21 protein-coding genes are annotated in these 20,188 nt (G+C 48.5%); 11 read left to right on the forward strand and 10 right to left on the reverse strand.

Going from position 1 to position 20,188, the window contains the following annotated elements:
* Positions 1-42: 42 nt before the first annotated feature.
* The 8 genes from DESAL_RS00535 to DESAL_RS00570 all read right to left on the reverse strand — a co-directional run bounded on the left by DESAL_RS00535 (position 43) and on the right by DESAL_RS00570 (position 7,460).
* Entirely contained in the window at positions 43-756 is a 714-nt protein-coding gene (locus tag DESAL_RS00535) for a FeoA domain-containing protein (protein ID WP_012765697.1), read from the reverse strand.
* A complete protein-coding gene (locus DESAL_RS00540) occupies positions 756-2,876 on the reverse strand; it encodes a heavy metal translocating P-type ATPase (RefSeq protein WP_012765698.1) in 2,121 nt (706 codons plus the stop codon). Before DESAL_RS00540 ends, DESAL_RS00535 begins: the two co-directional genes overlap by 1 nt.
* Positions 2,873-3,139 carry a hypothetical protein gene (locus DESAL_RS00545; protein ID WP_012765699.1) on the reverse strand — a complete coding sequence of 89 codons (267 nt, stop codon included), beginning with the start codon at positions 3,137-3,139 and terminating at the stop codon, positions 2,873-2,875. The genes DESAL_RS00540 and DESAL_RS00545 overlap by 4 nt, the downstream gene beginning before the upstream one ends.
* A gap of 220 nt (positions 3,140-3,359) precedes the next feature.
* Entirely contained in the window at positions 3,360-3,677 is a 318-nt protein-coding gene (locus DESAL_RS00550; RefSeq protein WP_012765700.1) for a YtxH domain-containing protein, read from the reverse strand.
* Positions 3,678-3,680: 3 nt separating this feature from the next.
* Entirely contained in the window at positions 3,681-4,391 is a 711-nt protein-coding gene (locus DESAL_RS00555) for a hypothetical protein (protein WP_012765701.1), read from the reverse strand.
* A gap of 29 nt (positions 4,392-4,420) precedes the next feature.
* Positions 4,421-4,735, reverse strand: coding sequence for an HMA2 domain-containing protein (locus tag DESAL_RS00560; protein WP_012765702.1), 315 nt, complete (start codon positions 4,733-4,735; stop codon positions 4,421-4,423).
* Entirely contained in the window at positions 4,713-6,920 is a 2,208-nt protein-coding gene (locus DESAL_RS00565) for a heavy metal translocating P-type ATPase (protein WP_012765703.1), read from the reverse strand. The genes DESAL_RS00560 and DESAL_RS00565 overlap by 23 nt, the downstream gene beginning before the upstream one ends.
* Before the next feature lie 195 nt (positions 6,921-7,115).
* Positions 7,116-7,460 carry a magnetosome protein MamC family protein gene (locus DESAL_RS00570; RefSeq protein WP_012765704.1) on the reverse strand — a complete coding sequence of 115 codons (345 nt, stop codon included), beginning with the start codon at positions 7,458-7,460 and terminating at the stop codon, positions 7,116-7,118.
* A 210-nt stretch (positions 7,461-7,670) separates the two neighbouring features.
* On the opposite strand from DESAL_RS00570, the gene DESAL_RS00575 reads away from it, so the two are divergent.
* Together DESAL_RS00575 and DESAL_RS00580 are read left to right on the forward strand one after the other, a co-directional pair.
* On the forward strand, positions 7,671-8,102 hold the full coding sequence (locus DESAL_RS00575) for a Fur family transcriptional regulator (RefSeq protein ID WP_012765705.1): 432 nt from the start codon (positions 7,671-7,673) through the stop codon (positions 8,100-8,102).
* Positions 8,103-8,207: 105 nt separating this feature from the next.
* The gene (locus DESAL_RS00580; protein ID WP_012765706.1) at positions 8,208-8,429 is read left to right on the forward strand and encodes a hypothetical protein; all 222 of its coding nucleotides are present in this window, start codon (positions 8,208-8,210) and stop codon (positions 8,427-8,429) included.
* Positions 8,430-8,447: 18 nt separating this feature from the next.
* Here DESAL_RS00580 and DESAL_RS00585 read toward each other — a convergent pair whose 3' ends face one another.
* A complete protein-coding gene (locus tag DESAL_RS00585) occupies positions 8,448-9,362 on the reverse strand; it encodes a GGDEF domain-containing protein (protein ID WP_245543769.1) in 915 nt (304 codons plus the stop codon).
* A gap of 359 nt (positions 9,363-9,721) precedes the next feature.
* Between DESAL_RS00585 and DESAL_RS00590 the strand changes: the two genes are divergently transcribed.
* The 4 genes from DESAL_RS00590 to DESAL_RS00605 all read left to right on the forward strand — a co-directional run bounded on the left by DESAL_RS00590 (position 9,722) and on the right by DESAL_RS00605 (position 13,864).
* Entirely contained in the window at positions 9,722-10,054 is a 333-nt protein-coding gene (locus DESAL_RS00590) for a FeoA family protein (RefSeq protein ID WP_012765708.1), read from the forward strand.
* Entirely contained in the window at positions 10,044-12,578 is a 2,535-nt protein-coding gene (gene feoB, locus DESAL_RS00595) for a ferrous iron transport protein B (protein ID WP_012765709.1), read from the forward strand. Before DESAL_RS00590 ends, feoB begins: the two co-directional genes overlap by 11 nt.
* A 20-nt stretch (positions 12,579-12,598) precedes the next feature.
* The gene (locus DESAL_RS00600) at positions 12,599-12,922 is read left to right on the forward strand and encodes a hypothetical protein (RefSeq protein ID WP_012765710.1); all 324 of its coding nucleotides are present in this window, start codon (positions 12,599-12,601) and stop codon (positions 12,920-12,922) included.
* A 117-nt stretch (positions 12,923-13,039) separates the two neighbouring features.
* Positions 13,040-13,864, forward strand: coding sequence for a DUF4198 domain-containing protein (locus tag DESAL_RS00605; RefSeq protein WP_012765711.1), 825 nt, complete (start codon positions 13,040-13,042; stop codon positions 13,862-13,864).
* Positions 13,865-13,928: 64 nt separating this feature from the next.
* Here the strand turns inward: DESAL_RS00605 and serB are convergent, their stop codons facing one another.
* On the reverse strand, positions 13,929-15,140 hold the full coding sequence (serB, locus tag DESAL_RS00610) for a phosphoserine phosphatase SerB (protein ID WP_012765712.1): 1,212 nt from the start codon (positions 15,138-15,140) through the stop codon (positions 13,929-13,931).
* A gap of 189 nt (positions 15,141-15,329) precedes the next feature.
* On the opposite strand from serB, the gene DESAL_RS00615 reads away from it, so the two are divergent.
* From DESAL_RS00615 to DESAL_RS00635, 5 genes are all read left to right on the forward strand, one after another.
* Positions 15,330-16,721 (forward strand): sensor histidine kinase, encoded by a 1,392-nt coding sequence (locus tag DESAL_RS00615; protein WP_012765713.1) that lies wholly within the window; start codon positions 15,330-15,332, stop codon positions 16,719-16,721.
* A 368-nt stretch (positions 16,722-17,089) separates the two neighbouring features.
* On the forward strand, positions 17,090-17,776 hold the full coding sequence (locus DESAL_RS00620; RefSeq protein WP_012765714.1) for a LexA family transcriptional regulator: 687 nt from the start codon (positions 17,090-17,092) through the stop codon (positions 17,774-17,776).
* Between the two features lie 168 nt (positions 17,777-17,944).
* Positions 17,945-18,793: a 3-methyl-2-oxobutanoate hydroxymethyltransferase gene (panB, locus tag DESAL_RS00625; protein WP_012765715.1), complete on the forward strand. Its 849-nt coding sequence runs from the start codon at positions 17,945-17,947 to the stop codon at positions 18,791-18,793.
* Between the two features lie 85 nt (positions 18,794-18,878).
* Complete coding sequence (locus tag DESAL_RS00630) at positions 18,879-19,148, forward strand: hypothetical protein (protein ID WP_012765716.1); 270 nt, start codon at positions 18,879-18,881, stop codon at positions 19,146-19,148.
* A 6-nt stretch (positions 19,149-19,154) separates the two neighbouring features.
* Positions 19,155-20,114: a membrane protein gene (locus tag DESAL_RS00635; RefSeq protein ID WP_012765717.1), complete on the forward strand. Its 960-nt coding sequence runs from the start codon at positions 19,155-19,157 to the stop codon at positions 20,112-20,114.
* Positions 20,115-20,188: the final 74 nt, after the last annotated feature.

The raw sequence follows: 20,188 nt of genomic DNA on the forward strand, positions 1-20,188 counted from the left end.
AAAAGGCCGTAATCCTGAGGGTTACGGCCTTTTCGTTTGTAATTATATTTCAGTAACCAGCATGGTTTCTGCTTGGTCCGGTCGCAGATGCAGGCGTAAGCCTTCCTTGGTCATGATGATTATGCGGGCACCGGGAGTCATTCCGATGGCCCGGGCAGGCTCAACGGTTTCAAGAGTTACATTAGCACCGGGCTTGATGCCGATGGCTGAGATTGATTTTGCCGCTCTTGGTCCCCCCAGAATATTTTTAACTGCGAAAGGGCGACCTTTGCCGCAGGTTGCCAACTGGCAGGCTATTCCATCGCATTCCCCCCAGACTTTGGCAGCCATGCCCTCGGTGAGTGAGGTTTGCTTACCATCTACTACCGCCCTGTAGGTCATGGGCGGCAGGCAGCGGACCAGCTTAATATCATCTCCCTCGGATATTCCAAGGATCTTGAGGCTTTTTTCCAGCTGAGATCCGGCGGTAAGTCCTTCAATGTGCCCGTGTTCACCGGGATTCATTTCAAAGACAGGGGTCTTGTGTCCGTCATCGTGGTGTACAATAACCTTGGAGGCCATTCCCGCGGCAAGGAGCACTTCTCCATGCGGTCCTTTGATCCTTACCGGATGCTGGACCGAATCTTCGGACATAATTGCCAGTTCCGAACCTATATGCAGTCCCATGCGCTCAAGGCGGTTTTTAAGACTGTCGCTGGTCACGGCCTTGAGCATCAGGTTTGTTTCAACCGGTGCATTTCTTAATGTCAGGGACATTATTGGATCTCCTTTGCATACTCTTGCGGTTTGTTCGCAGATGATGTCTTCATGGCTGCGTATCCCAGTATGCCCACGGTACTTAAGTTGTGGGTCATAGCCGCAGCAAGAGTGGATATTTTACCCATACCGGCCAGCAGCAGAGTGGCGGAGTTGATGCCGACAGCAGACCAGAGGCAATTACTCAGGGTTTCGCGGTTGGTCAGAGCAATGCGGTGGGCTTCCACAAGGGTAAGCATATCTTCATTGAGCATGACCACTTGTGCTGATTCACGGGCAAGGTCTGCCCCGGACGGCATGCAGATGCCTACATCGGCGCAGACAAGGGCCGGGGTATCGTTGACCCCGTCTCCGGCGAATGCAACCTTGGCACCGCCCTCCTTGAGTTCCTTGACGATGTTGGCCTTGTCTTCAGGCTTAAGCTCCCAGTGGACAGCATCCACCGGAGGCAACTGGGCAGCGAGGGCCAGTGCGGTGGAGCGGTGATCGCCGGTGAGAATTTCAATGCGCTTGATTCCGGCATCCTTGAATGCTTCGAGTGCTTCAAGAGCTTCCGGGCGCAGTTCATCACGCATGGCAATGACACCGATAAGTTCTTCGTCCATGGCTACAAAGAGCAGGTTTTTACCTTGATTGCGCAACTGGGTGGCTTTCTTTTCCATATAGGAGCAATCCACGTGCTCATCTTCTTCAACAAAATGCTGACTGCCCACAAGGACGCGTTTGCCGTCAACGTAGGCGGAAACTCCGTGGGCCACGATGAAGTCGACTCCGCTTACTTCTGGGAGTTGAATTCCCTGCTCTTTGGCTTCGTTAACCACCGCCCTTGCTACTGGATGGGCGTAATGTTCCTCCGCTCCGGCAGCAATGGAAAGCAGTTCCTCTTCTTCATAAAGGGGCATAGGCACGATGTCGGTAACTTTCAGCTCCCCTTTGGTCAGGGTGCCGGTCTTGTCAAAGACGATTGTGTCCACTGCGGCCAGATTGTCGAGAGCCTGTCCTCCCTTGAGCAACACACCGGCTTTACTGGCGGTATACATGGAAGTACGGGTGGCTACAGGAGTGGAAAGTTTAATGGCGCAGGAGTAGTCAACGGTCAGCACCGATGCTGCGCGGGCTAAGTCTCCGGTCAGGGCATAAATCCCGAGACCGGCTCCGAAGGTCAGGGGAACCAGTTTGTCAGCGAGTTCTGCGGATTGAATCTGGTTCTTTGACTGTGACCGCAGGGAACTTTCCAGATAGCGGTTGATGCGGGCCATGCCTGTTTCAGCTCCGACCTTGTCAGCCCTGATTTTGAGGGTTCCTTCTTCAACTACCGCGCCGGAAAGGGTTGCGTCTCCGGGCTGCAGGTGGATGGGAACGGATTCTCCGGTAATGGAGCTCTGGTTTACTGAACCATCGCCTTCAACGATTGTTCCTTCTATGGGAATAAGTTCACCGGGACCGCAGACTACAATGTCACCGACCTGTAGATCGTTGAAATCTATTTCAAGTTCGCGTCCGTCTTTCTCGATCCATATTTTTTCGACCTGAGGTTTGAGCAGAGTCTTGAGCAGGTCAGTGGATTTCTGTTCGGACTGATCTTCCAAGTATTCTCCAAGGCAGAGCAGGGCACCTACAGAGTTGGAGGTGAAGTAGTCACCGCGCAACAGGGAGAGTGCTTTAACGGTACCGTCCAGCACTTCAATTTTGACTCCGCGGGTAAAAAGGGTTTCCAGCCCTTTCACAATGCCGGGAATACCCAGCATCCAGCTTGTAGCCGCCTGCACGGGCAAGGGAAGGAAAGGTGTTGCCGCAGCTGCTGCGGTCCGTGCGCCAACGTCAATCAGGTCTACATTGTGTTCTCGTTCGTTGTCTTTAAGGAAAGCTTCTTGCGGAATATCATCAAGAGTTTCAATAATGGCTGAACGTACTTCAGGTGTACCATCGTATTCAACAGCAATGGAAAAGGCAGGGCCGTTGATCCTGACCGATTTAACTCCATTCAGCGATTCCACGCTGGCTTGCAGATAGTTGTGGTCCAGATCAGGAGCAAGCAGGACCAGTGACTTCAGTCTGATCCTCTTAGGGAGTTCGTGGACTATTTTAAAACGTTTTCGTGTATTCGGAATTCCGATCATCTGGTTGTCCTCTGCGGTCTTCTGGAAACCGCCCAATGCAAAGCTGTAAAGCCGACAAAGGCAAAAGAAGCCCAGAGATGCAACGGCTTTGCACCTTTGAACTTAAGCACGCCGGAAGCCGCTGAAGCCCCGAGTGTGGCAACCATTCCAACCTTGGCGGCTGTCTTGGTCTTACTCGGAGTAAGCGGACAGTCCTTGCATTGGCGGAAGATTTTTTTGCCTTTAGTTTTAATCAGGTCAGTATTTTCAGGTAAAGCGTTCATCTTGGTGTCCCTCCGGGGGCTCTCCGAGGGCCAAAGAACCTTTTTGAAAAAAGGTTCTCTGGACTCTCCCAAAACTTTCATTAGGGCTTCGCTTTTTCCGTTTCAAAGGCCGTACAAAGGCGCTAGGAGCGAAGCATACTAAAAGGTTCTGAAGGGGATGGGGTCTGGGGAAGGGGAAACTCTTGCAAGAGTTTCCCCTTCCCCAGCCGTCGGAGGCTTCTTACTCAGACTGCGCTTCGGCTTTGATGTCGTGAATTTTTTCCTTGGCTTCTTCAATGCCGCCCTGAACAGCGGACCATGTTTTAACCGCACCGGAAACAACCGCTTTCTGGACTTTGGGGTTGGAGGCAACAAGTGCCACGCCCGCACCCACGAGGAACCCTTTCAAATAACGGGAGTCTGTGAAATTTACCCAGCTTTTGACTGTGGAGGGTTCACTCACAGGCTGAACCAACTGCTGGGAATCAATACGCTGCTGCTCGGTGAGCTGCGGGTCCTGATAATTATATACGTAGTCGTTGTTGTAATCCTGACTCATTTTTTACTCCTTTTCTGCTTCTTTGGCAGCCTGTGCGGCCATGTATTCCTGTTCGGCCTTGAGATCTTCCATTCTTTCCATTTCTTCAGCGGACATCTCTTCTTTTCCGCCGCCGGAAGTGAAGATGGATCTTACGGTCTTGCTGGTGCAGACAAAGGTGATACCCGCGCCCACGAGAAGGCCTTTCCAGAAACCGTCATCAATACCGTTGAAAAAGCTTAGGAAACTTGCCGGATCAGCTTTTCCTTCAGCAGTATCCTTAACCAGATCCACAAATTGTTTGACCTGATCCTCAGAGGTGCTGGGATCGATGGTAGGAGCCTGCTGTACAGGTTGCTGAACGGGCTGCTGATATACTGGTTGTTGCATTGGCTGCTGAATCGGTTGCTGCATGGGCTGCTGGTAAACCTGTCCGTATACCGGCTGGTTGTAGACTGGCTGACCATATACAGGCTGACCGTAATACACGGGCTGTCCGTAAACAGGCTGTGCAGGCTGCTGCATCGGTTGCTGATAAACGGGCTGCTGCATGGGCTGTTGGGCATTCATGTCAGGCTGCACATTCCCGGCAACAGGTGCTCCCTGATACGGATCGCCGGGGGTGGTGTAGGAAAAGTGCGGCTGGCCCTGATCCGGTCCCATAACGGGCTGGGAGGTGTAGGGCTGTTGTGGTGCGGTCTGCTGTGCTTCGGGTGCGGTATGTTCGGTGCTCATTTCGGTTAGCTCCTCTAAGTAATATCTATTTATCCGTTGTTCATCAGCCTGCCGTAGAGGTCACTGATGATTTGTGCTTTCTTGTCTTTGTCTGTTCCCTGAATAAGCTCTTCAACCAGTTCCGGCTGAATCTGTTCGGGATCGTATTCAATAACCACTGACCGTGCGGCCATGTTGACCCGGGCATCTTTGATGGCTTCCGGCAGCTCGGAATGTTCTTTCATTGCTGCCAGCGCAACAGGCTTGGTTAAAATGAGCGGGCTGAATTTAACCCTGATCCTGCCCGGTATGTGATGGGCCACATCAAGATGCTTTTCCAGTTCAACTATTTTGCGGAAGTTCATAAATTTTGCCTTGTTTGGATTCGATTGCTTCAGGTGAATGCAGGAGCAGCCTCGAAGAGTTGGCGATTACTCCCATGGTATGCAGAATGTGCAGGAATCCGGCCATGACCGGAGAGAGGACCCCGGTGGCTCCCATGATGACTCCCGCTATATTTGAACCTGTTGCCAGCCAGAAGTTCTGGTAGGCGATTTTCACAGTGTCCTGACTTAATTGCTGGACGTACATGAGCCCCTTAAGGTCATCATCGACCAGTGCGATATCAGCTGCTTCAACAGCGACTTCAGCTCCTCCGGTCCCCATGGCAACCCCAACGTCAGCCTGCGCAAGCGCAAGGGCATCGTTGATGCCGTCACCGACCATCATGACTTTGCCCCCTTCACTTTGCAGGGTTCGCACGAGGGTTGCCTTTTCTTCCGGCATGGCTGAAGCGTGGATTTCCGGGATATTCAGAGTACGGGCAAGATCATTTGCCGTTGCTGGTTCATCTCCGGTGACCAAAACAGTGCGGTCAACTCCGCCTGCCCCGAGAGCGTTGAGGACCGTTGCGGACTCTTCGCGTATGGTGTTGGCAAAAGCCAGTAATCCGATGGGATCTTTGTCTTTTACTACGTAAAGCACGGTCAGTCCTTTACGCTTGAGAGTGGAAACCTGCCTGCTTAAGCTACCTATGCGCACATCAAATTGTTCTGTGAGCTTTTTGTTACCCACTAAAATCTCTGTAGAATGGTTTTCATTCTCAGGGAGTTCGGCGCGCATTCCCTTGCCTAAGAAATATTCACACACAGTGTGAGGCAGGGGCGAAATCTTCCTGAGTCCGGCTTCATGCTTGATTGCCTGAGCCAGCGGATGATGGTTGTGGGTTTCCACGGAAAAGGCATAAGTCAGAAGTTCACTTTCTGTGACACCTTCGGTGGTGTGTATATGTTCAAGGCTTGGTTCGCTTCCGGTCAGGGTTCCGGTTTTATCGAAGCAGGCTATATCGCATTTACCGACTTCTTCAAGGTATCTGCCGCCCTTGATAAGAATGTTGTTCTTGGCAGCTGTACTGATGGCTGTACTGATGGGCGTTGAAGCGGAAAGTACGGTTGCACAGGGGCAGGCCATAACCAGCAGCACGGTGAAGGCACGCCACGGGTCAGCTGTGATGAGCAGGGTGCCCACAGTACAGGCAAAGCCGATTTTGACCAGACGTACCGAAAGTTTGTCGGCTGTGGATTCAATGGCGGTCTTGTTCTCAAGGGAGTCTTCCACTTTGTGGAGAATACGGGCCAGATAGGTCTTGTCACCAACTTCTTCAGCCCGGACATAGATGACTCCTTCGCGCACGAATGTTCCGGCAAAAACCTGATCATCCTGTTGTTTGTGAATGAAGTCGGCACGTCCGGTGATGGGTGCTTCATTAATCAATCCCTGACCGTCCACAATGGTTCCGTCTACGCAGATTTTTTCCCCGGTATGGAGGACTACAACATCGCCTTCTTTAAGGTTGTTGATCTCCACCTCAACTTCAACCCCGTCCCTAAGTACGAATGTATGGTGGGTGGTATTGTCCAGAATACCGGAAATTGCCCGGCGGGAACGTTCGGTAATCCATGCGGTTAGAAGTTCCGCCCCTGCATTGATCCAGAGGATTTCGAAGGCGGTCATGGCTTCCCCGGCAATTACCGCAGCGACAATCCCTCCGGCGAGAATACCTTCAAGTCCGAATTTTTTTTCGCGAAGCTTGGTTACAGCTTCCTTAACCAGCGGAACAGCCGCAAGGACAGTAAGGAAACCCAACGGGCTGAACAGAGTTTGAGCTACTGTAATTCCCAACAGGGATTCACTGATCAGTACGGCACCGCCAACAGCGGAAACAAATGAAAAGTAGCGCAGGGCACCTTTAACCTGTGGACATCCGCATTCCTTCTTGTCTTTAATGGGACAGATTTTGGTGGTATGGACAGCTACAATTTCCCGAAGAGCTTCGTAAACATGTTCGGGGCTTATGAAGTCAGGATTGTAGCGGATTACCAGTGCAGCGCACTTGTCGTTTGTACGGGTGCGGATTATCCCGGCAACTTTTTCAAGGTTTCTTTCAACAGTGCCGCAAAGGATTTTGTCTTTCCTTAGATCCGGCACCTTAAACCTGATTCTGCCCGGAATTGAATGCTTTATGCTTGCGTATGTTTTATCTGCTCTCACATGAAGATCCTGTGTTTACTGAATTTTCAGACGGACATCCTGTGAAATTGAAATTGAGTATCAACTCCACAAAAGAGGAAATACAAATGTGCAATCCCTTTGTCAACGAAAACTTATTATTTTGACGGATGGATCTAAAAGCGTAACAGCCCTGCATTCAGGGCAGGGCTGTTAGATGGAAATGTAAATGCAGATCTAACCTGCTTCTTCGATAGGGGTAGGCTGTTTTCTATCGAGGGCATTTGGAACAGCCTTATCCCAGAGCATCTTGGCTCCGGTGGCAACTAGGGTGAATCCTACCAGTCCGGCCAAACCTCCTAAACCAAGCACCCCGGTGGCTGCTACTCCCGCAGCAGTCGCCAGTCCGGTTCCGGCTGATTCAGTTGCAACCGATTTTGCGGCTTCTCCTTTGCTTATTTTGCCTTCTTTAACGGCAATTGTGGAGCGAACAGCAGCAACTGTTCCGCCAACTAATGCTCCTGTTGCAGCGGCAGAAGCAGTAATTACTGGAAGAATTCTTGTTGTTGTCGGTGTGGTCATTTCATTCTCCTTTATTCTTAGACGGCAGTCCGTCACTGTTTTTATGGTGGTATTGATAATTAGCGGACTTAATTTTTTTATAAAGCAGCACTATTGAGTTTCAATTGCAGAAATTTGTTCAACAGGAGTGAGTGCTTATTGCTTGACAATGATTATCACTTGAGAATAATCGTCAGTGTCATTTTCACAAAATCCACAATGGAGGAAAGGATGTCAAGTCCGCAAACTCAGTTCTTGGATTATCTCACCAAGAATAAAATGGCTGCTACTGAGCAGCGACGTATCGTATTGGAAGTATTTCTGGGCACTCAAGGCCATCATTCGTGCGAAGAACTTTATGAGCATGTCAGTAAGCGGGATTCGTCCATCAGCCCGGCAACGGTTTACCGGACGATTAAGCTTCTGTCTGATAGCGGCATTGCTGAATCTCTCGATTTTGGAGATGGGATTACCCGGTTCGAATGCCGTCATAACAGGGAACATCATGACCATCTGGTTTGCATTCGTTGCAACTGCCGGATTGAAGTTGTTGAAGAGCGCATAGAGGAGTTGCAGGAAAAGTTGGCCAGTAAATACGATTTTAGTGTGAACAGGCATAAGATGATTCTGTATGGAATCTGCCCTGATTGCAGAAAACAATAGCATATGCTGCAAGTAATTTTCATTAGCACGGCTTTCGCTAAATAGTTGCTTGTCATATTCAGGTTATAAATTGTTTAGACCTAGGGTTCTGCAAGGAGAATAAAAATGAGTTTCAATCTCGGAAAATTTTTACTGGTTTCAACTGCAGCAACTGCTGTTGGCGTGGCTGTCTACGCTGTATACAAAGCCGGAGGCGTTAGACCGGCTGCCTCCAAAGTAGTTAAAGGCGGAGTGAAAGCGGGTAGCTGGGCTTCCCGTCAGTACGGTTCTGCCAAGGATGAAGTTGCACGTCTGGTAGCTGAAGCAAAAGCTGATATGGCAGGGTAGAAGGTTCTCAGCAGAGGCTTATGTCTGCTGAGAACCAAAGGTATGTTCTATTTCTTTGTATTGCGCGGGACTGATGACCTTGTCTCTTCCTGTATTTTTAGCAAAGTACAGAGCTTTATCGGCGGAAGCGATCAATTTTTCAGCTTCAGCTTCAGGATCAATGGCTTGATAGCAGAGTTTAGAGATGCCGATACTCAAGCTTGCCTGACCAACTTTAATCTGTGCAAAACGGGTTCGAATACGCTCTGCGATCTGCTCGCAGCGGGTTGAGTCTACGCCGACAAGGATAGCTCCGAACTCGTCTCCACCGAAACGGAAAGGAAAATCAGTGCCGTTTCTCACTGATGAACTGATGATTTGGCCCAGTTCTGCGAGGAGTTTGTCTCCTTCCTGATGGCCATACACATCATTGACTTCTTTAAAGTGGTCGCAGTCTATGAGCATTAGGTGGAGCGGAGTTTTGCAGGAAATGCATCTGGAGCAGGTTTCTACCAGCTTCAACTCAAAAAAACGTTTATTGAACAATCCGGTAAGATGGTCGGTGTAGGAAAGCAGGTTAAGTCTTTCCTTATCTCGCTGGGTTTTAGCCAATGACTCTGTCAATCTGGATTCACGTTTGGCAACGGAGTGGGCCAGCCAGTTCAGATTATGCTGCAACATGCAAAGTTCATCAGTGGCTGAACCTGTTTTATTGGAATATAGTTCAAGGCGCTGGTCCAGCCTGCCTTGCTTGAGTTTGACGCAGAAGCAGTTCATTTTGCGTACTTCCCTGTTTACCATCCAGTCTTCGAGCCAGGTTGAGATGGGCATGCACAAGGCTATGCACAAACTGAAGTGCAGGCAGATAAACATCGGCAGGGCATTTTTGTCAGCCAGCTCGGTAAGAGCCAGCATGACTGCGGCAGGCATGATAAGTATCAGAAGAACTGCCAAGAATGACTTTGCCCTTAGTTTGTTTTTACTGTTAGGTCTGCGATTCAATAAGTATGAAGTTTTGAATTTACTTTTTAAAATATTAAGCAATTGTTTTCCTCCCCGGCACGATACTTCTGGCTTCTCCTATACCTTTATTATAGGAAGAAAGAGCTCTTGAAGCATTGCCGTTAACCCGTAGTCATCTGTTCGTTAATGAAAACGAATGTCAATATCAAGTAAAAAAGAGGGCGAAATAAGATTAGTTTTGTTATCGGAGCAGTGGTGCTTTTTTCTTGTTGACAATTGAAATTTGCATCTATACTAATTGATTTCGAAATTCATTCGCAAAATCGAATGTAAACAAAGAGGCTATAGTTATGTTGAACAAGTTTGATTTCTTTAACCGTGAGCCCGCTTCTACAAGAAAGGGGTGTCATGGTGCTGGTGGAAGAAGACAGGGGAAGCCTTGCCACATGCGTGGCAAAAGCCTTCTGGACATCCCCATTGGAGGAAAAGCCATTATCCGTGGTCATTCTTCCGCTGGTGCGGTGCGGCAGAGGTTGCTTGATTTGGGTTTTGTCCCCGGCAGGGAGATCGAAGTAGTCCGTGTGGCAACATTGGGCTGCCCTCTTGAATTGCGTGTTGCAGGGTACTGCGTGACCCTGCGTCGTACCGAGGCTTACCAGATTGAGGTGGAAGATGAGCGCTGAAGGTAAACAGACGATGAAAGACAACTTTCTCGTCGCTCTTGCCGGACAGCAGAATGCCGGTAAATCAACAACATATAATATGATAACCGGGGCCAACCAACATGTGGCCAACTATCCCGGTGTGACTGTTGATAAGAAAGTGGGAAGCTATCGTGAAGGAAAGACCCGTTATGAAGTGGTCGATCTTCCCGGTACTTACAGCCTGACTTCGTTTTCTCTTGAAGAGCGTGTTTCCCGCGAATTCCTGCTGGAAGAAAAGCCTGATGTGGTAGTAAACGTAATGGATGCAACCTGTTTGCGTCGCAGTTTGTATTTTACCTTTCAGGTTCTGGAGATGAATTTTCCGGTAACCGTAGCCCTGAATATGATGGATGTTGCAGAAAGTCAGGGCCTTACAATTGATTTGAAAGAACTTACCAATCGTCTCGGTGTTGACGTTGTCGCCACTGTTGGGCGTAAGGGTAAAGGTAAGCAGGCCCTTAAAGCGGCAATCCGCAAGGCCGTTAATCAGGAAGCTTATTCTCGTCCTGTGGTTATCGACTACGGTGATCTTGAGATTCACGCGAAAGCGCTTGAAGAACAGCTTGCAGCCGATACCAGCCTTGGTGTTCTGTATCCTTTGCGCTGGCTGGCGATCAAACTTTTGGAAAATGATTCCGAGGCCCGTAGTATTGTTGAGACCAAGCATGCTAACGGCAGCCCTATCATTGAAGATGCTCTTTCCCGCAGGATGGCTTTTGAAGATGAAACAGGGGTTGATACCAGTGACTACATCGTGGCCTGCCGCGATAGGGTCGCCGGGGAAATAGTAGATGCCTGCGTGACCAAGGAAGAAGATTCCGGCCAGCCGATTTCCGAAAGGATCGATCAATGGGTTCTGAACCGCGCCTTGGCACCATTTTTCCTGCTGGCTACTGTCTATCTTATTTATGAGCTCTCCATTGTTCAGGGTTATGAGCTGACCAAGTATACTTGGCCGTTTTTAGCCAAGTTCAGGGATCTTGTCGCATCGATCCTGCCGCCAGCCGGATTGATTGAGGATTCCCTGTTGCGGTCCATGATTCTCTGGATGGTGGATAGTGCCAATACTTTGCTTAACTACGTCCCCATTTTTCTGATTTTGTTTGCGCTGATCGCAATTCTTGAGGACTCCGGTTACATGGCCCGGATAGCATTTATTCTGGATCGTATTTTCCACAGTTTCGGGCTGCACGGGCAATCCACCCTGCCGTTTATTCTGGGCGGAGTTTTTGCCGGGGGCTGCGCTGTTCCGGGGATTATGTCCACAAAAGGTATTCCTGATGAACGTTCTCGGCTGGCAACCATCCTGACTGTGCCGTTCATGAACTGCCTTGCCAAAATTCCGCTCTACACGCTGTTGGTGAACATTTATTTTGCGGAGCACAAGTCATGGGCAATGTTCTTTATCTCGACGATTACGATCATCATGGCCCTGATTATTGCCAAGCTTCTGACTACAACAGTCCTTAAAGGCCGTGAAACAGCTCCCTTCATTATGGAGATGCCCAACTACCATGCTCCCACTTTTTTCGGCGTGGCCCGGAGGTCGCTGGAAAGAACTTGGGAATATATCAAAAAGGTCGGCTCCATTGTTGTTGCGGTTTCACTGTGCGTGTTTTCTTTGCTGCAGTTTCCCGGACTCTCGGCTGAACGTATGGACCATTACGAAGCTGAGATGAATAAAGCTATTGCAACCTATGATTCCAAGGTTGCGAATAATGCTTATGCAGAGCTTGCTACCGGTGACAAAATGCTGCCGTTGCTCAATCTCTATGATGATTACAAGCGTGCCCGCATGAATGCATCCGGTAAGGAAGGGGCAGCAAGAGTGGACAGCTCATTTAAAAATGCCAATCCCGACACCTTTATCCTGATCAAGCCTCGCGGTGACAAGGCTGCCAAGGTTGTGAACCGTGCCCTGCGCAAGGTCTCCACTGCCAGAAAGTCCCTGCGCCGCATGATTAAGGAAGAAAAAATCAAAACTTCCTTCTTCGGTATGATCGGACGCTCTCTTGAGCCAGTAACTAAGTATGCAGGTTTTGACTGGAAAATTAATATTGCCCTGATCAGTTCCTTTGCGGCCCGCGAATCCTCCGTGGCGACTATGGGTGTTCTTTATCAGCAGGGTGCTGATGATAACCAGACACTTGAACAGAGGATGGACAATGAAAGTCAGCACAGCGGTATGAATTCTCTGCATGCCCTTGCCGTTATTCTTTTCTTTGCCCTCTATCCTCCCTGCCTCGCGGCCACGATTATGGTCAAGGTACAGACAGGATCTTATAAGTGGATGCTCTTTGCGATCTTCTTTCCTACGGCAGTCGGCTTCGGTGTGGCCTCTTCGGTCTTCACTCTGGGCACAGCCCTAGGAGCAAGTGGAATAACCATGATGAAGGGATTTTATGCACTTGCTTTGGCGGTGGCGCTGCTGATTGCGCTGGTGCACAAGATTGCATCGGATAAAGTCTCTGCATCCTATGAATATCAACCAAGTAACCAATAAAAATCTCTCAGGAGACAGCTATGAAAAACATAATTGCTAAACTCGTCGTGGCAGCCGGACTGATCGTTCTTTCCGCCACTGCTGCTCTGGCCCATTCCCCTCTTTGCAGTTGCTTTGACAACGGTGACGGTACCGTTCTTTGCGAAGGAGGATTCTCTGACGGTTCTTCTGCTACCGGTGTTAAACTGTTTGTGCGTGATGATTCCGGCGCAGTTATCCTTAAGGGTGCGATGAACGAAAACAGCGAATTTGAATTCAAGAAGCCCGCAGGTCACTACACTGTTACTTTTGATGGCGGCGAAGGCCATTCTATTGAAATCGACAGTTCCGATATTGTTGAATAGTCAGCACTGCTGCACGCATTGTGTGCGTTCCATCGTGCGTGCAGCTAATCCTTAAATTCAAAAAATTTTCTTTATCTTTCGATAAAGAGGATCAAAATCACAATCAGGAGAAATATGATGAAGATGAAGGTAGTTTTTCTCAACCTGTTGCTGGCGGTTGCCATGGCGGTTCCCGCTTCTGCGCACTTTCAGATGATTTACACCCCGGAAATTGCAAAAAACAAGGGTGCTGAAACTGATGTAAAGCTCGTTTTCACCCACCCCTACGAAGCAGGTCACACCATGAAAATGGGTATGCCTGAAGAATTCTTTATGCTGCACCAGAAGGGTGAAGAGGGTAAAACCAAAAAATATGATCTCAAAAAGCTGCTCAAACCCATCACTTGGACCAGCCTGACCAACTCCGGTGAAGCTTACGAAGCAAAGCTGCCCAAAAAGATTGTTCGTTCTATGGGTGACTACACTCTGGTTCTGGTTCCCGCTCCTTACTACGAAGGTGAGGAAGATATCTACATCCAGCAGATCACCAAGACTTACATGAACGTTGGCGGCCTGCCCGGTAACTGGGCTGCTCCTGCGGGTCTGAAGACCGAGTGGATTCCGCTTGTTAAGCCTTATGCAATGTGGACCGGCATGACCTTCAAGGCTCAGCTCCTTTCCGGTGGCAAGCCCGTTCCCAATGCTGATGTTGAAGTTGAGTACATGAACCACGAACCCGATATGAAGAACAATGCTTTCAAAAAAGAAGCAAAATCTGAAGCTCCTCACGACGCTTTTGTAACTATGGGTGTTAAGACTGATGCTCAGGGTTACGTAACCTTCACCGTTCCCAAAGCTGGATGGTGGGGATTCTGCGCACTGGGTTCCGGCCCTGACACTGAGTTCAAAGGTAAAGAACTCTCTCAGGATGCTGTAATCTGGATCAAAGCAGTAGATATGTAGTCTGGATTATTGAATTGAGTATGGAAAAGCCCCGCAGGAGAACTCCTGCGGGGCTTATTTATTTTTAATCAGTATCTCTGTCGCGTAGTCCAATCAGATACAATATGGAATCCAATCCGAAATGGGATATGGACTGGCGGGCATCCTGCTTGACCTTGGGCTTGGCATGGAAGGCAATCCCCAGTCCGGCAATGGAGAGCATGGGCAGGTCATTTGCTCCGTCACCAACGGCAATGGATTGCTGTAGGCTGATCTTTTCCTTTTCTGCGATCTTGCGCAGCAGTTCAGCTTTCTTGGCTCCGTCTACAATGTCTCCGATAACACCGCCGGTCAGCTTGCCGTCCTTGATTTCAAGGCGGTTGGCGTAGACGTAATCCACACCCAGCTTTTCCTGCAGCTTTTCTCCGAAATAGGTGAATCCACCGGAGATGATAGCGGTCTTGTAGCCGAACTTTTTTAGGTTGGAGATGAGACGCTCGGCCCCTTCGGTGATGGGCAGCTTGCGGGCGATATCTTCCATGACGCTTTCATCAAGCCCTTTTAGGGTTGCAAGACGCTGGCGCAGGCTTTCTTTGAAATCGATTTCTCCACGCATGGCTGATTCGGTAATCCGGCTGACAATTTCGCCGGAACCGGCGGCCTTTGCCAGTTCATCAATTACTTCGGCCTGAATAAGGGTGGAGTCCATGTCAAAAGCTACAAGTCGTCTGTTTCTGCGGAAAACATTGTCTTCCTGCAGGGCGATGTCTACCTGATCTTCGGCAGCCATTTCCAGAAAATTAGAGCGCATGCGGTCCAGATCCTGAGGAACTCCACGGATGGAGAATTCAACACAGGCATGGCGCGGCGCAGGTTCGCCGTTCATGGGAATACGACCGGACAGACGATGGATCATATCAATGTTCAACCCGTTGTCGGCTATGATCTCAGAAATTCTAGAGATGTGGGCTCCGGTCAGTTTGTGACCCACGAGTGTGGCTATGTGTCTGGGCTTGCCTTGGGCATCGACCCAGTCCATGTACTTATCTGATTCGATAGGTTTGAACTTGACGTTTACGCCCAGTTCGTAGCCTTTGAACATGATGTCTTTGAGCACTGGCGCGGATTCCGCTTCAAGGGGGATGCGGATTAATATGCCGAGTACAAGCTGGCTGTGAATTACACTCTGGCCGATATCCAGAATATCAATACCGTAGCCCGCCAGAACCCCTGTAAGAGCAGAAGTCAGGCCGGGTTTGTCCTCGCCGGAGATTTGAATGAGAATTATTTCGGGCATGGTTGTTTTCCTGAATAGGTTAGATGGCGGACTTTCTCATAAAATGAAGTGACAGTAAACATTCAGACTTTGATGTGGTTGTCGGATTAAGGGTAAGCACAAAAAATTATCTTCTAGCTTGCTCCTTTCTCTTTGGGACCGTATGATAGAGAGAAGCCCCTTTCTATATTGAACCCCGGATAGATAGCTATGAGCAATGAAAAGAAAAGTGCAGATGTGTCTTCTTATGAACCAGAAGGCCCGCTTGGAGAAGGATTTCACCTTTCTACAGGCCCGGGTCCTGAGAAGATGTTGCAGATACAGCGGCGTATACATGAGAAAATGGATGACTATAAAGATTACAGCTTTTCTGCAACCGAAAAACGGGCTTTGATGATTTTTTTTGATCTTGCACAGGAGTTTGATTCTCTGGAAGATTTTTTTGCCGTCTGCACTGCGGTTCCGAGGTCGCTTTTTAATATTGATTGCAGGCTTTATCTTGCAATGGGACCGGATGACTTTGTACCTGTTGGGCGTACTGAAAGTCGTGCACCGGTATGTAGTTCAGTTCCCTTGGAAAAGATTTTCCGAGCCGGACATCTCTTTATCCCCATTCGAGGTAATCTGGAGTTGGTTGATCAATTGCCATTTAAGCCCGCCGGGGATGTGATCGGTTGCTTTGAGTTCTATAAGATGGACGATCTTTCAGATCACCAGTCATTGTTTTTTGAAAAATTCGTTAATCGGGTCGGTTTCCAGCTACATAGCAAGATCTTGCGGCGCAAGGGGCAGGAACACCTTGAATTCGTGCGTAATCTGGTCAAGGATGTCGGGCATAATGTCATAGTCCCAAACATGTATTTCAAGCTGTTTTACAATAGATTACGTGACCGTATTGAAAATATCCGCAAGCTGGAATCCGATATTGAAGGCAAAAGTATAGCTAAGATTCGCACTGATCTTGACATTTTATATAATGGACTGGTCAGCCAGTTCAACGAGATTCACAGCCATTACGAGCAGACCAGTCTTTTTCTGGAAACCCTGTTGCGCCGACAGCATTTTGAAGAAGGGCGCTATATTGTTGAAAAACGGCCTTGCAACCTGCTCAAGCAGATAATTGAGCCGCAACTTGAGCGTTATCGGTCCCGGTTTGAGGATCGCGGCATCAGGTTGGATATCAGCATGGGCGGTGTGCCGGATCGGGAAGTGCGCATTGTTGCCGATGTCGGGCTTATCTCACAAGTGTATGCCAACCTTTTTTCCAATGCAGTAAAATATACCCGCGATGAGACTATGTGCGACGGTCGCAGGGACAAATTCGCCGCATACGGTTGGGATATGGTCAAAGATTACTTTCGCAACGGCTGGGACGGATTGAAGTTGAATGTCTACACGACCGGTCCTCATATTCAGGAACAGGACCGGGAGATGCTTTTTCAGCCCGGTTTCCGTAGTGATAATGTGGGCAATGAGTATGGGTCCGGGCATGGCTTGTTCTTTGTTCGTCAGGTAGTGGAGTTGCACGGTGGAGAGGTTGGGTACGAGCCTCAGGATGGCGGTAATAATTTTTATTTTGTCCTTCCTCTTAGGGAAAATTAGCATTCGTATATTTTATTTTTGATAGGTTGTACTATTTTATTTCGGTGTTGCTATTGAAGAATAGGTTGTTTGTATTTTGTGTGATGTGTTTTTGCTGTGTTTCTAATATGTAAATCAATAAGAAGTGTAATTGTACGCATTTGTTGTGTGTGTTTAATTAATTTATCATAAGCGTTTTACATTCCTGTTAGTCTGTATTGAGGTATGCAATTTTAATGTTTTGCCAGTTTATAAATTTCATGGTAGCCACGTAATATATTGTTCGTGTGAGATAGATTGTGTGCTTGGAAACGATCTTCTTTTTATAGGGTTATTTGATTTGAAGATAATTAAGAGTATTTTTGACTTTGCTTTCACAGGAGGTAAGCGTGTCAAAGTGGTTTGATGAAAGCTTGGAAAGAATCAAGAAGGCTACCGGAACAAGAACCCAGGTTCAGCTTGCCGAAATTTTGAATATTCGACAGTCCAGCATCTCCGATGCCAAAAGAAGAAGCTCTATTCCTGCTGAATGGTTCATCAAGCTGTACAGGACCCACGGACTGAACCCTGAATGGCTTTCTGACGGAATTGAACCTGTCTACCTGAAGCCCGGAAAGGGTAAAATTGCCGCAGACCAGATTCTGAGCGAAACAACAGCGCAGTATGGGCAGGTACAGTCCAGAGGAAGAATTGTCCCCGTTTCATCTATGGCCGGTGAAGATGCGGGAGCTGAAGTATGGAAACCGCAACAGGTTTCAGAGCTTAGTATTCCTGAAACTTATTACCGCTCCTCTCTGGTTGTCCTTAAGGCGGAAGGCTCCTCAATGGAACCTTCGGTGCGCAGAGATGCATTTGTAGGAATTGACGATTCCCAGAAGCGACTCATGGCCGGTGATATCTACGCTATCCATGTGCCGTATCAGGGAGTGGTTATTCGCAGGGTCTTTTTTGATCCGGAAAATTCCCGTTTTATCCTGCGTCCTGATGATTCTCAGCACCCTGAACAGTACATCCCGGTTGAAAACCACGAAAAGCATGTGGTTGGACGGGTCGTCTGGGTCATGCAGGAATTATAGTTTTTGTTTTTTTAGATTGTTAAAGAGGTTCGGCATCTGCCGGACCTCTTTTTTTATGCATGATGATACATTTTTCACTAGACTTGATTTAGTGTTATCCTATCCGTATCAAGGTTCTGCACCAAAATCCTTCCTTAGTCTCTCGACTTTAAATATGTGAGGAAAAGAATGAAAAAAGTAACAGCTCCAGATATTACCGCCCTCAAGGGACAGCGTAAAATTTCCATGGTAACTGCCTATGACTATCCTTCCGGGCAGATTGTAGATGCTGCAGAAGTGGATATGATTCTTGTCGGTGATTCGCTGGGAATGGTCGTGCTTGGTTATGAAGATACTCTTTCTGTAACCATGGACGATATGCTGCACCATGCTGCGGCCGTTTCTCGCGGCGCCAAAAGAGCACTTATTGTCGGTGACCTTCCATTTATGGCTTACCAGCCGTCAGTGCAGATGGCGGTGGAGAATGCCGGGAAATTTCTAAGCCGGACAGGAGCTCGTGCCGTGAAGCTGGAAGGGGGATTCCCTTTTCTGGAGCATGTGCGTGCGATCATTGATTCTGGTATTCCTGTTCAGGGACATATCGGACTGACCCCGCAGCACGTCGCCCGTTTCGGTGGCTTTAAGGCGCAGGGAAAGAACGCCCGCTCAGCTGCAGCCCTTGTTGACGAGGCTCTTGCTCTTGAGGCCGCAGGCTGTTTTTCTATTGTTCTTGAGGCTGTTCCGCACGAAGTTGCTCAGGAGATAACCGCAAGGCTTTCCATTCCCACCATCGGTATAGGTGCTGGGCCGGACACGGATGGGCAAGTACTGGTCTACCATGACATTCTCGGTTTATTCGACCGCTTTGTACCTATGTTTGTTAAGAAATTCGCTCAGCTGCGCGGGGAAAGTATTGATGCTGTGAAGCGTTATATCGCAGAAGTCTCGGATGGCTCTTTTCCAGCAGAAGGCAACTTCAGTAGAATGGACCCTGAAGAATTGAAAAGGTTTAAAAGTTTATTACAGGATAAAGTTTAGTCTTCGGTCAGAGTGTTTTTTCACTGGCCCTTGAAGCTGTTCAAGTATACTTTGATTGTATAACTAACCTATTATGGAGGAAGCGATGGCTGTATCTATTTTCGACCTCGGACTTTCCGTTGAAGCGAACTCTCTATTTCTACTGATTGAAGGAATGCTGGGCAGTAAGATTGACCCTGACAGAAACTGTAAAGCTGTTGCCGGTAGTGTTACGATTGAAGGTTGTCTTGCTAAATGGAATGGCGAGGAAAATGACTTTCTGGTTGCTATGAAAGAACTCATCGATGCAGGAATACTCACCGAGACTGATTCTGAACTAAGGGTCAGTGCGCCTGAAAATTGGAAGAAAAAGTAGGTCTAATTGTCTCTCGAGATTCTCTGGAACGGGTTGGGTTGGCCCCTGATCCGGCTATTGTTATTTATCAGCCTCGGCCTTTTGGTCGGTAATATTGTTGAGGGACTGCGTTGGACCCGGGCTATGGGCAGATTGGCAAATCCGCTTATCCGGGCCGGACGGCTTAAAGATATCAGCGGGGCCAGCTTTGCTCTGGCTTTTTTTTCCGGCGTAGCCGCAAACTCCATGCTCTCCGAGGCATATGAGAAGGGTGAGATTAATGACCGTGAACTGGTCATTTCCAACCTGTTCAATAGCCTGCCGACCTATTTCCTGCACATGCCGACGGTCTTTTTTATTGCCGCTCCGTTTATTGGGCATGTCGCATTTACTTATGTGGGCCTGACTCTGCTCGCAGCTTTTGTGCGTACCGGAGCCATTGTGCTTTGGGGCCGTTATTCGCTGCCGGCAGACGGTGGATGCGGGGATGTTGCAGAGCGACTCAAAGGTCAGGAGTCAAAGTCCTTCCGTGAGGTTTTGGATAAGGCTCTCAAGCGCCTCAAGCGTAGATTACCCAAGGTTGTTTACCTGACAATCCCCATCTACACTGCCTTCTTTTTCCTGCGCTATTACGGGGTGTTCACTGCTTTTCAAAATTATCTAGGTGAGCATCTTTCCTTTCTTTCATGGCTTGATCCGCAGGTTTTCGGGATCATTGCTTTTAGCCTTGCAGCCGAATTCACTGCCGGACTTGCCGCAGCAGGTTCCTTGCTTGGAAGCGGGGCTATTGAGCCTCGGGGAATAGTACTGGCTCTTATTGTAGGTAATCTGCTTTCCACCCCGGTGCGTGCATTACGCCATCAACTCCCTTACTATGCGGGAATTTTTCGTGGCAAAATGGCATTAAAGCTCATTGTCTATAATCAGGGTTTGCGTGCTGCAAGCCTTGTATTGGTCGGTAGCATTTATTTTGTGCTGACAATGTAAGCACTGTTTTATAGATAATAAAAAAGGTGAGATTGCTTTTGCAACCTCACCTTTCTTTTTTTGATTGAGTCAAA

The sequence above is a fragment of the Maridesulfovibrio salexigens DSM 2638 genome (assembly GCF_000023445.1).
Taxonomy (GTDB): domain Bacteria; phylum Desulfobacterota; class Desulfovibrionia; order Desulfovibrionales; family Desulfovibrionaceae; genus Maridesulfovibrio; species Maridesulfovibrio salexigens.